This window comes from Anaerocolumna chitinilytica, from assembly GCF_014218355.1.
Lineage (GTDB): Bacteria > Bacillota > Clostridia > Lachnospirales > Lachnospiraceae > Anaerocolumna > Anaerocolumna chitinilytica.
The window spans coordinates 2,447,602-2,461,859 of sequence record NZ_AP023368.1; the positions used below are offsets into that span (position 1 = coordinate 2,447,602).

Annotated in this window: 2 protein-coding genes; both read left to right on the top strand. The window is 44.5% G+C overall.

The features are described 5' to 3' along the window. Positions 1-344 precede the first annotated feature (344 nt). On the top strand, positions 345-8,042 hold the full coding sequence (locus tag bsdcttw_RS25045) for a chitobiase/beta-hexosaminidase C-terminal domain-containing protein (protein WP_225903836.1): 7,698 nt from the start codon (positions 345-347) through the stop codon (positions 8,040-8,042). A gap of 376 nt (positions 8,043-8,418) precedes the next feature. Beyond that, complete coding sequence (locus bsdcttw_RS10675) at positions 8,419-14,052, top strand: carbohydrate-binding protein (RefSeq protein ID WP_185259344.1); 5,634 nt, start codon at positions 8,419-8,421, stop codon at positions 14,050-14,052. Positions 14,053-14,258: the final 206 nt, after the last annotated feature.

Here is a 14,258-nt window from a genome sequence, read left to right on the forward strand (position 1 = left end):
TATTACTATTACTTTAATAATTTCATTTAACAATTCCTTACTCTTTTATCCACACAGCTACATTTACTTAATATAAAACTTCATATTAGATCTATTAACTAGTTACCAATGCTTGGACTGATTTTATAATGCATTGGTTTTTTTATAATTAACATCCGGTTTTTAATTGGGCTGATAAAGCACTTATTTAAAGGGGGTATGCTTATTGGGGTGAAGTAGTAATATTTTAAAGGGATTTTACGAGGAGGATATAGAGTGTAAGATTAGCTTTCACATCTATTTATTATGTTGCGAACATTAGAACCGATGAAAGGTACTAATGAGTATGCAGAAGGGAGATAATTATGTTAAAACAGATTTATACACGTAAAAAGCAAGGACTAGCTATTGTATTAGTTCTTGTGATGATCGTTAGTACTGTATTCTCAGTTCCGGTACCATCGAAGGCGGCTGAGATTACATCGGCTGACTTTCTAAAAACAAGCGGAACAGTAATAAAGAATAACAACGGAACAGGAACAGTGGTAGACCTGCACGGAACCAACCTTGGAGGGTGGCTGATGCAGGAAGACTGGCTTTCCCCTCTGGGAGGAGGTGTGTTAAGCCAGACCGGATGGACAGCAACAGCTTCTGCGGGAGCGAACCCGGGAAATGCTATTGACGGTAATATGAACACTTCCTGGTCCACCGGTGTACCTCAGGTTGACGGACAATGGTTTAAGGTGGATATGGGCTCTATACAGTATTTTGATAAGATTACTTTTGATGCAGGTTCTAATACAGGAGGTTATCCTGCGGGAAGTCTTATACAGATTTCTGCTGATGGAATAAGCTGGTCAAATATGCCGGCAGGAACTCTGAAAGATCAATGTATTACGGTAACCTGCGGCGCACAGGCAGCACGTTATATCCTGATATTTCAGAGCAAAAGTAAAAGCAATCCCTGGTCTATCTCCGAGCTCAACATCTATATGGGCGATGATTACAGTATGCGTAAAGCATTATATGACCGCTTTGGACAAACCCAGGGAGATGCTTTAATTCATGGCTATCAGAATGCCTGGTTTAAGACCAGTGATTTGGATAATATTAAGAACATGGGCATGAATTATGTACGTGTACCTATAAGCTGGCTGGAACTCATGGATATGAGCGGAAATTGGAAGAGCTCAGCCTGGACTCAACTGGATTGGCTGGTGAACAACTGTAAGCAAAGAGGGATTTATGTGGTATTAGACCTTCATGCTTCACCTGGCGGTGCAAGCCCCTGGGCCAGCAGCGGACAGGCGGGGCCCAACCCCAATAGACTATGGACCAACACCTGGAATCAGGATACAACTGTAGCAATCTGGCAGGGTATTGCACAGCATTATAAAGGGAATGCAACCATTGCCGGCTATGAATTGGTAAATGAGCCAGTACTTGGCTTCCCGGAGACGGAAGATCAGCAGAATCAGAAAAATACATTCTTGAACAGACTTTATTCGGCTGTCAGAACCATTGACCCGGATCATATCATATTTTTTGGAGCACTTGGCAGTCTTGATGCAATCACACCGCCTGCTACTTATGGGTGGACTAATGTTGTTTATACGGCCCATCCTTATGCCATGGAACAGCCTACCAGCTGGGATGCGCAGAATGACCTGATTGATACCAAGATTGAGGAAGCTGTTCAGTTTCAGAACAGTTATAATGTACCCGTTAATTTCGGAGAATATAATTTCTATTTCTTCCAGGATCTTTGGGAGAAATGGATGTCTAAAATGAATGAAAACCATATATCCTGGGCTAACTGGACCTATAAGGTACGGGGAGGGATGAGTGAGAGCGGCGGCGGTAATTTCGGTTTCTATAACACGAATCTGAATCCGGTGCCGGATGTTAACCATGATGATGCCAGTACCATTGCTGCAAAATGGAACAAATTCAGTACGGATAACTTTACAGCTAATACGGATTTTATCAATGTAGTAAGTAAATATACCAATGGCAGTATCGCGGTATCCAGAGGTGCTTATGCAAGAACCGGATGGACTGCCACAGCCTCTGTAACAGAAACAGGGCAGGTGCCAGGGAATGCATTAGATAACGACAAAGGCACCTGGTGGAGTACCGGAACAAACCAGGCGAACGGGCAATGGTTCCAGGTGGATATGGGTGAGAGCAAAACCTTTGACCAGGTTTCTTTTGAAACTACGTCAGCCTATTCCGGAGATTATCCCATTGGTTACCTCCTTCAGGTATCAAATGATGGAAATACCTGGACGACCTTAAAGAGCGGCGCAGGATTCGGAAGTAAGATGGTGCTTCAATTTGTTAGCCAATCCGCACGATACATCAAAATAACGCAGACCGGCTCCAGTACAGAGAAGTGGTGGAGAATCGGAGAATTTAATGTATACAGCCAGAATATCGCATTAAACAAGAGCGGCACAGCTTCTTCGACTGCGTCAGGTAATATAGAAAGCTATGCATTTGACGGCAACAGTACTACAAAGTGGGAGTCTGCTGCCAGCGATTCCCAATGGATAACGGTAGATCTGGCATCTGTTTACAAAGTAAAGGGCGTACAGCTTAACTGGGGTACCGGTGCGGGAAAGAACTATAAAATTCAGGTTTCCTCCGATAATGCGAACTGGACGGATGCTTATACGAAGACCGGAGGAACCGGCGGCATCGAGAATATTACCTTTGCGGTGCCTGTGACCGGGCAGTATGTAAGAATGTCCGGAACTGCAAGAACTTCTGCTGCGGGTTATTCCTTAAAGGAATTTGAGGTTTACGGCACAGCAATTGGTCCTACGGAAAAGGCTCAGACTCCTGTTATTACTCCGGTAACAGGTACTTATGCGGTTAAACAAACCGTACGTATAAACGATTCAACTCAAAACGCAACTATCCGGTATACATTAGATGGTTCAGTGCCAACTGCAACTACCGGAACTATTTACACCGGAGCCTTTATCGTCTCTGACACAGCCATAGTAAAAGCAGTTGCCTATAAAGCCGGAATGAAGTTATCAGATGTGGCCACCTCTGCCATAACGATTGCAATACCGACAAAAGTCTCTACACCAGTGATTACACCTGGGACAGGAGTTCATGCTGATGTTCAGACCGTAAGCATAAAGGTGGATACCCCTTGTGATACAATCATGTATACTTTGGACGGTTCAACACCCACGGCCTCTCATGGAACGGTGTATGAAGGTATTTTCACAGTAGCAGCTACGACTACAGTAAAGGCTATGGGAATTCGGACAGGACTGACAGATTCGGATGTGGCGGCCTCCGTTATCACCATTCAGCCTGTAAACATTAATCCGCCTTCCGGCCTTAGTGTAGCTTCCGCTACAGCAACATCTGTGAACCTTAAGTGGACGGCAGTGTCTGGTGCAGCCGGTTATAATATCTACAGGGCTTTTAACGGAAGCGGTATTTATGTAAAGGTGAATGATTCTCCTGTAACTACAGTGAATTATGCAGATACCGGACTTGACAGTGCAACCTACTATTATAAAGTTACTTCCGTAAACGGAAACGGGGAATCACTGTTATCCTCTGCCGTATCTGCAGTTACAACGCTGGACTTTGGAGCAAATGTTAAGATATTTGACCCGTCTATGTCCAGTTCCACCATTCAGACCATATGCGATACGATACTTGGTCAGATGCAATACAATGAATTCGGTTCCGAACGGTATGCCCTTCTCTTTAAACCGGGTTCCTATAATGCCAATGTGAATGTAGGTTATTATACACAGGTAGCAGGGCTTGGACAAAAACCCGGTGATGTTACGATTACCGGTTCCGTGAGAAGTGAAGCTGATTGGAATGGAGGAAATGCTACGATGAATTTCTGGCGGTCCGTTGAAAACCTTACGGATATTCCTACCTATTCTGCCAATCCTTTGGCCACTGCAGGGACGGAAACATGGGCAGTATCACAGGCTGCTCCCATGAGAAGGGTACATATAAAAGGCAATTTGATGCTTTGGGATCCTAATCCGAACAACTATGACGGAAGCTGGTCCAGCGGCGGTTACATAGCCGATTCCATCATTGACGGAACCATTTATTCCGGTTCCCAGCAGCAGTTCTTTACAAGAAACAGCCAGATGGCATCCTGGAATGATTCCAACTGGAATATGATGTTTGTCGGAGATACCGGAGCACCAACGGATTCCTATGAGTCAAGAGGCTTTACGGTAATTAATCAGACACCGATTATCAGTGAGAAGCCTTTTCTATATTTTGACGGCACGAATTACCGTGTTTTCGTACCGGGATTAAGAAGTAATGTTCAGGGAGTGAGCTGGCAGAATGATTCAGGAGTGGGTTCATCTCTGGCACTTGATCAGTTTGTAGTGGCACATCCGGATACCTCTACTGCAGCAAGTTTAAATCAGGCGTTAAAGAACGGAAAGAATATTTTGTTCACACCGGGTATTTATCACCTTAGCGAACCTCTTCGCGTGACAGGTGCTAACACCGTGTTACTTGGTCTTGGACTGGCAACGTTGATTCCGGATAATGGAACAGCGGCCGTAAATGTAGCGGATGTTGACGGCGTAAAGATAGCCGGTATTCTTTTTGAAGCAGGTCTTAATAATTCAAAGGTACTGCTTCAGGTGGGACCTGCGGGAAGTACGGCAGCACATTCTGCAAATCCTACGGTATTAAGCGATTTATTCTTCCGTGTCGGCGGAACGGATGCGGGAAAAACAGACCTTTGCGTTGCCATAAACAGCAGTGATGTAATAGGAGACCATTTCTGGGTATGGCGTGCGGACCATGGAACGGGAGTAGGCTGGAATGAGAATACAGCTAAGAACGGTCTTATTGTAAATGGTAATAATGTAACCATGTATGGCCTGTTCTGTGAGCATTTTAACCAGTACTGCACTATATGGAACGGTAATGGAGGAAAGGTATATTTCTATCAAAGTGAAACTGCATATGATGTCCCGAATCAGGCAAGCTTTATGGACGGAAGCGATTATGGATATGCTTCCTACAAAGTTTCCGACTCCGTAACTTCTCATGAAGTATGGGGAATGGGAGTATATTCTTACTTCAGGGATGCTGTCATCAAATTAAACAGTGCGGTTAAGTGTCCTGACAGCACAGGAGTAAAAATACATAATGCGACCAGTGTATTCCTAAATGGTAATGGCGAAATAACCCATATTGTGAATAACACCGGAGACACTGCCAAAGCCGGTATTATGAGAACTTTTATTACGGATTATTTCAATCAGGTGGAACAGCCGGATATTACTCCGATAAAAGGAGTTTATGCAAAGGCTCAGACAGTAACTATCACAGATGTGACTCCGGGAACCACTATTCGATATACGCTGGATGGCTCTGCCCCGACAGCATCGGCGGGAACGGTCTATGCAGGACCATTTACAGTAAGTGCTGATACAACAGTAACGGCAATTGCTTACAAAGCCGGCATGAATACTTCCTATGTGGCAACTTCAGCAATCAAGATTAATACTTCTCTGGCCAATAATATTGCATTGAATAAGACGGGAATCGCTTCTTCCGGCTCAGGATGCCTGGCCTTTGACGGTTATACGGACACCCGGTGGGCATCAGACTGGTCTGATTACCAATGGATAACTGTGGACTTAGGCGCAAGCTACAATGTAACGGGAGCAAAGCTTACCTGGGAGACAGCGGCAGGAAAGGATTATAAAATTCAGGTATCGGGAGATAACGTGAATTGGAAGGATGCCTATAAGAAGACCGGAGGAACGGGAGGAACTGAGACCCTTACCTTTGATTCACCTGTAATGGGTCAATATGTAAGATTACTGGGAAGCGCAAGGTTAACCGGATATGGTTATTCCCTGTGGGAATTCGAAGTGAACGGAACGCCTGTTGAAAAGACAGCGGCACCGGTCATCGCACCTGTAACCGGAAGCTATAGTGCAGCACAGACAGTAACCATTACGGATGCAACGGCTGGAGCTTCCATCCGGTATACAACGGACGGGTCAGTCCCTTCTGAGACCAATGGAACATTATACACAGGAGCTTTTACTGTGTCAGCAACTACAACGGTAAAGGCAATTGCTTACAAATCAGGAATTGCGAATTCAGATATTGCAAGCAGCACGATTACTATTACTCAGACAAAAGTAGCAACTCCGGTAATTACGCCTGCCTCCGGAACCTATACCACAGCTCAGACGGTAACCATTAGTGATACCACAGTAGGAGCAGTTATACGTTATACAACAGACGGTTCTACGCCTACAGAGACAAACGGAACGCTGTACACAGGTGCCTTTACAGTATCGGCCACCACTACCGTAAAAGCAGCGGCTTTTAAGTCCGGTATGGCAGCTTCCGATGTAGCGGGGGCGGTAATTACCATATCGGCTGCACAAGCTTCCTTTAGAATAGAAGCAGAAAATTACAGTGCTATGAGTGGAGTTGCAACAGAAATCTGCAGTGACACAGGCGGCGGGCAGAATGTAGGTTATATTGATACCGGTGACTGGATGGATTATACGGTTTCAGTTGCCGGTGAGGGAACCTATACCGTAGATTACCGAGTAAACGGTTGGAATACGGGAGCTCAGATACAACTGGTGAAGGATGGCTCTGTTCTTGTGACAACAGGTGCCAATACAAATAATGTGTGGGCAACTGTAACCTCCGGAAATTTCTACCTGGCGGCAGGGACTTATACCATCAGGCTGAATATCAGCGGCGGAGGCTTCAATCTCAATTGGATGGAATTTAAACCGGTGTCCCAGATTCAAAAGGCAGCAACGCCGGTTATTACCCCCGCATCCGGAAACTATTCGGCAGCACAGACAGTAACTATTGCAGATGCAACGGAAGGAGCAGCAATTCGTTATACAACCGACGGAACAGTACCTTCAGAAACCAACGGAACAGTGTATACGGGAGCCTTTACTGTATCCGCAACCACGACAATAAAAGCAATCGCTTATAAATCAGGCATGGCAGTTTCAGATACGGCAGTTTCTTTGATTACCATATCTTCCGTATCTGCGGCACTAAAAATCGAAGCTGAGAATTATACCGCTATGAGCGGTGTGGCAACGGAAAATTGCACTGATAACGGCGGCGGACAAAATGTAGGATATATTGATACCGGCGATTGGATGGATTACACTGTTACAACCACTAGCGCAGGAACCTATACCGTGGATTACAGAGTGAACGGATGGAATACAGACGCTAAAATTCAGTTAATAAAGGATGGTACGGTTCTGGCAACTACCGGTACAACTACCGGTAATGTATGGGCAACCGTAACCTCCACAACATTTACTTTACCGGCAGGAACCTATACCATCAGGCTGAATATCAGCGGAGGCGGTTTTAATCTGAACTGGATGGAATTTAAACCGGTATCCCAGATTCAAAAAGCAGCAGCACCGGTAATAGCACCTGCCACAGGAACCTATGCAGCAGCACAGACGGTAACGATTAGTGATACGACGGAGGGTGTATCTATAAGGTATACGACAGATGGAACAGTGCCGACAGAGACAAACGGTACCCTTTATACAGGAGCCTTTAGCGTAACCTTGACAACAACAGTAAAAGCAGTGGCTTATAAGTCCGGTGTGACAACTTCAGATGTAGCAGTCTCTGCAATCACCATATCTGCAGTACCCGCATCCCTTAGGATAGAAGCGGAAAATTATACGGGCATGAGTGGAGTAGCAATAGAAGCCTGCGCGGATGTTGGCGGCGGGCAGAATGTAGGATATATAGATACCGGTGACTGGATGGATTACAGTATCACGGTATCCACTGCAGGGACCTATACCGTAGATTACAGAGTCAGGGGCTGGGATGCAGGAGCTCAGCTTCAGTTAATGAAGGATGGAGCTGTTCTAGCAACTACAGGTGTTAATACTGGAGATGTGTGGACAACAGTAACCTCCGGAACTTTTCACCTGGCAGCAGGTACCTATACGATAAGATTATATATCAGTGGAGGTAAATTTAACATCAACTGGATGAACTTTAACTTACAATAAATAACTTAATATACTAGATGAGTGGGGCCGCTGCTAGAGTGATATAGAAGCATCGGCCCCTTTTAGCAATTGTCAGGAATGAGGTCAGTAACAAAACAGTAACAAAACAGGAACAAAAAAATTAGCAAGGAGGTGGTTTGAAGATCAAGATCAAGCTTATTAAACGTAAATTTGTGACTTCTGTTCAAAGTTCACTGCTTAGGTAAAGGTGGGTGATGACTACAAGGGACTAATTGAAAATTAATAGAAAAATAAAGATGAGATTAGAAAAGGTGAGGAGGTAGGAGTGAAAGATAAATCTTTCACTCCCCCGATTTTAAACGCGTGTATCAGTACCCATGAAAGGTGCTAATGACCACGCAGATGGGAGAAAAGTATGAATAAAAGAAATAAGTATATCGCTTTTTTTTGTATACTAAGTATGCTTTTTGAAATGATAGGGATTCAGCAGGTAAAGGCGGCTGCAGGCTCTTACCTTTTATCACTGGGCAGACCTGCTTATGCATCAACAGCCAATGGCGGAGATGTGCCTGCTAGAGCGACGGATGAGGATATTAATACAGCTTGGGGAGCATCCTGGAACGTAGATAACCAATGGATAGATGTAGACCTGGGTGCTTCAGCGAAGATTGACAGGGTAGTATTATCCTGGCAAAGTCCTAATACCTATGCGACACAGTATCAAATACAAGTATCTAATGATGAAGTAAACTGGCAGACCATCTATACACAGAACAATGGTACCGGAGGTGTCAGAGTTCCGGATGTGAATGGAAATAATTATTGTGTGGAAGATCTGACGGTTAGCGGCAACGGACGATATGTAAGAATGTATGCGGCAAAATGCGTTACGGGATATGGCGTTGCTCTTCGTGATTATAAGATTTACGGAACCGGAGGCATCACACTTCCACCTAAGAATACAGTAAATCTTGCCCTGAATAAGCAGGTTACGGTTTCGTCCTTTTTACAACCCTGGTGGTCAAAAGATGCCAATGGCAATGTTACGGTTCCCTTAACAGGTGCCCAGGCGGTGGATGGGAATCAGTCCACTTACTGGCTGTCGGATACCACAGGCGATCCTAATACTCAGTGGATGTATGTGGACCTCGGACAGGTTTATACCATTGGAGAGATAGATATTACCTGGGACGCAGAATTCGGAAGAGTGTATGACATACAGGTATCAAATGATGCGCAGAGCTGGACTACTGTTTACCGTCAGCTCCATGGAACCGGAGAGGCAGAGAACATTCCCCTCTATGCTACGGCACGGTATGTAAGAATGCAGGGAATTGCAATGGGAAGAGGCTCCGGTTATTCTATTCATGAATTTAAGGTGCTGCAATATGTAACAGGAGACCCTCATACCACCTATACCATAGGAGCTTTGCCCACGCCTCAGACAGTGACTGTTGGACAGGGCAGTTATCTAACCAATGATACTACCCTGGCACAGCCAAGAGACCCTAAATATATCACAAGCAATATAAAGGGACCGATTCCCTCCAACGACTGGTGGACCTCCGTTATCTACAAGCGCCTTAGTGACGGAATGGCGGCCCTGCCTTTAATGTATCAGTATTATGACACAGGACTTGGATTCTATTATGCCAGCAAGCTCTTTACAGCTCCAAATGATGGTGGAATGGATACGAAATGCAATAATATGGATTTGTATATCAGTACAAGCAGTATCGTAAATACGCCGGTGGCAAAGCTGGACGCTTATGGCGATTATTCCGCGACTATTGTCTTTAGTGATAATGACACGCCAAAGATGAGGAATACCTTAATTAAAGGCTCACCTTATATATATAGCACTTTTACCGATCCGGCTTCTGTAGAGGTCTCAGGTACTACAATTGTAGGTCTGTTTGATGATAACAATAAAGCAATTCTTGCAAAGGACGGCGATACTGTTACAGCGGATCATATCGGTATTGAGGTAACCAACACCGATACGGCACCGGTAACGGATACATTAATTCATGATTATGGCATATTTGCACCGGAGGGTACCGTATTTACCAGAGTGGGAAGTAAGATAAAGATAAGCCTTGGAGGCGGCCAGAACTATATGGTTGTGGGAGTGCTTCCCGCCAGGTCGGATTTACGTTATGCTTACCAGCATGCCTATGCCTTTGTAACAAATACTTCAGTATCCTACCGTTACGAAGAAGCTTCCGCAAATGTTGTTACCACCTACACCAATACGGTAGATTTAAAACGAACAGGTTTTTCCTCAAATTCCCTCATGACGCTGTTTCCTACCCAATGGAAATACACCACTGCAGGACTGACGAATTTAAGTTATACCTCTGCAAGAGGTACCATGAAAGTACTTGAGGGAAATGCCTTTACTACAACGAATAAATTCTATGGAATTACACCATCCTTTGGTGAACCTACGGAATCCGGCTCTTATAGCCGTACACAGATGATGAATTATCTGAATACCTTTAAGGCAAGTGTCACGAAGGATTATTGGGTGGCAGATCCTTACTGGGAAGGGAAGAAGATGCATCCGCTGTCAATGGCCATCCTTATCTCTCAGCAGCTGGGCGAATACGAAATGAGGGATGAATTCATCAGTATTTTAAGAAAAATTCTGGTAAACTGGCTGACTTATGACGGCTCAGAGGACTATCCTTACTATATGTACTATTCCTCTGACTGGGGAACTTTGATAGGACAGGGCGGAGATCATGGAATGGGTATTAATCTGTCAGACCATCATTTCCTGTGGGGGTATTTTACCTTTGCGGCAGGAGTGGTTGCCTCTTATGATAAAGACTTTGTGAATAATTATGGCGGAATGGTTGAGCAGTTATTAAGGGATGCACAAAATCCTTACAGGAATGATACCATATATCCCTGGATGAGAAACTTTGATCCTTACGAAGGACATTCCTGGGCAGGCGGATATGGAGACAATCAGAGCAGTAACAATCAGGAATCCTCTTCCGAGGCAACCTTTGCCTGGGCAGGAGAGTATCTGTGGGGACTGGCTACCGGAAATAATACTTACAGAGATGCGGGAATCTGGGGATTTACCCTGGAGGTAAATGCCATAGAACAATACTGGTTTGACTATGACCAGGATAACTGGGCAAGTGACTATGACCCGGGCGTTACCGGAATGGTCTGGGGAAATGCCTATACCTACGGAACGTATTTTTCCGGAAATCCAAGCTGTATCTATGGAATCCACTGGCTGCCGGTTTCTCCGGTATTAACTTACCTGGGATATAAACCTGCTGTCGCTGCCAGAATTAACAGTGACTACAGAAGGGATGAAAACGATTATCAGGCGAAGCTGGCAGCTCAGGGAACGCCAAATGCCGATCCGGAAGGGTGGTTTCATATTACCTGGCCTTTTGAAGCACTCTCAGATCCCCAAGCGGTTATCAATAAATGGGATGACAGTAAACTGCCGGATGATGAGAGATTTAACTCTTATTGGTTTGTACAGAATATGGCGGCAAAAGGAAACCGTGCCACCGATATTTGGTCAAGTAACTGGACCGGTTACCAGGTATTTAAAAAGGGAAACCAGTACAGTGCGGTCATCTGGAATCCCACCGATTCTACTAAATTTGTACAGTTTTGCAACAGTAACGGCAATATCGGCTCAGCTTATGTACCTGCGAAAGCAACATTGACGGTAAATCCTTTTATTAATAATGGAGTACCTTCACTAACGATTCCGGCGGCAGTAGCTGATCCGGCACCCATTGCAATTCCGGGGTTAGTTGAGGCAGAAAACTATTATACGAACTTTAGTTGTATGACTGAGAGCTGTTCTGAGGGAGGTTTAAGCCTTGCTTATATTGATTCGGGAGATTCAGCGCTTTATGATGTAAATGTACAGACGGAAGGAGACTATACATTTTCTGTCAGAGCTATTAATAACAGCAGCGCACAGGGACAGATTCAATTGAAGTCAAATCTTAGCGGCAGTGCGGTACTATCAACAGTAGACATTCCTGTCACCGGCAGCTGGACGACTTTTACGGGAACTGTTCATTTGAAGGCAGGTAAACAAAGACTGAGACTTCTCTTTAGCAAAGGTGGTTTTAATCTGAATTGGTTCTCTATTCTTTCAGGGAATGCTACAAAGGTTCAGAATCCGGTAATTACACCGGCTACCGGAACTTATACGGCAGCACAAACCATAACAATATCGGAACCGACAGAAGGTGCGGCTATCTATTATACGACCAACGGAACAGTTCCCTCAAAGACAAATGGGACATTATATACGGGAACTTTCACCGTATCAGCTACCACAACGGTAAAAGCCATTGCCTATAAAACAGGAATGACGGATTCGGATGTAACAACCTCCGTAATTACCATAGCTGCAGTGTCCCAATCTCTTAAGATAGAAGCAGAAAATTATACCGCCATGAGCGGCGTTGCAGCAGAACCCTGTGCAGACAATGGCGGAGGACAGAATATAGGATATATTGATACCGATGACTGGATGGATTATGCAGTAAATATCCCTGCTGCAGGCACCTATACCGTAGATTACAGGGTAATGGGCTGGAACACGGCGGCACAGATTCAGTTGAAACAAGGAAGTACAACTCTAGCCGCAACGGGAGTGAACACGAACAATACCTGGAATACCGTAACTTCAGCAACTTTTACATTACAAGCTGGAGTTCAGACAATAAGAGTGTATGCAGGAGGCGGTGGGTTCAACCTGAATTGGCTGGAATTTAAGCCTGTGTCTCAGGCACAGAAAGCAGCTACCCCGGTGATTACCCCTGCTACAGGAACTTATGCAGCAGCGCAGAGTGTAACCATTACCGACGGAACGAGCGGAGTAACCGTGCGTTTTACGACGGATGGAACCAACCCTTCAGAAACTGTTGGGACAGTATATTCCGGAGCCTTTACTATATCCTCTACAGCAACTGTGAAGGCCATCGCATACAAATCAGGAATGACAGCTTCCGATATCGCCACATCTGTAATTACCATATCTTCCGCACCGGTGTCACTGAAAGTTGAGGCAGAGAACTATAGCAGTATGAGTGGCGTGGCAAATGAACCCTGCAGTGATACGGGTGGCGGACAGAATGTGGGATATATTGATACCGGCGATTGGATGGATTACAGCATCACAGTTGCAACCGCTGGAACCTATACCGTTGATTACCGAGTAAATGGCTGGAATACAGGAGCACAGATTCAGCTGATGAAGGATGGGAATGTACTTGCAACTACCGGTACCAATACGGGAGATGTGTGGTCAACTATAACTTCCGGAAACTTTTCGTTAACAGCCGGTACCTACACTATAAGAATATACAGCAGCGGCGGAGGGTTCAATCTCAATTGGATGGAATTTAAGTTACAGGGAGCGGCTGCAAAGGTGGCAGCTCCGGTAATTACTCCGGCTTCTGGGTCCTATGGTTCGGTTCAGACGGTAACAATTACAGATGCAACCCAAGGTGCAGCAATATACTATACTACAGACGGTTCAACTCCCTCAAAGACAAACGGAACATTATATACAGGGACTTTTACAGTCTCAGCCACAACTACAGTGAAAGCAATTGCCAGCAAAATCGGTATGACAGATTCGGATATTACTTCGTCAGTTATTACAATCACTTCCGGAACGGTATCTGTCCTGGTAGAAGCAGAGAATTACACAGCTATGAGTGGTGTGGCATCTGAGCCCTGTACGGATGCTGGCGGCGGGCAAAATGTAGGGTATCTGGATACCGCAGACTGGATGGATTATAGTATCAATATTACCAGCTCGGGAACCTATACTGCCGATTTTAGAGTAAAAGGATGGGATGGGGGAGCACAAATACAGTTAATAAAAGATGGCAGTGTATTGGCTACCGTTAATACCAATACCGGAGATATATGGGCGACTGTTACAAGCGGGACTTTTAGCTTAACTGCAGGTACTTATACCATTAGAACATATATCAGCGGCGGTGGATTTAATTTGAATTGGATGAAATTTATAAAAGCATGAGTTGTCGTTTTGGGATGTAATATCTAAAATAGTAAGCTATAAAAATTACGGCAACGAGAATTAATGCATAAAGTACAATAAAGTACTAAAAGGAAAGAACATAAAAGAAAATACAATAGAAAAATACAAAAGAAAAGTAAAAAGAAAAGTAAAAGAAAAACACTAAAAGTATATACAAAAGAAAAGTTTATAAAGCCAATCTTTAA

What these genes read in the sequence shown, in the direction of transcription:
- bsdcttw_RS25045 (WP_225903836.1), top strand. Translation starts at nt 345, where the DNA reads ATGTTAAAACAGATTTATACACGTAAAAAGCAAGGACTAGCTATTGTA.
- bsdcttw_RS10675 (WP_185259344.1), top strand. Translation starts at nt 8,419, where the DNA reads ATGAATAAAAGAAATAAGTATATCGCTTTTTTTTGTATACTAAGTATG.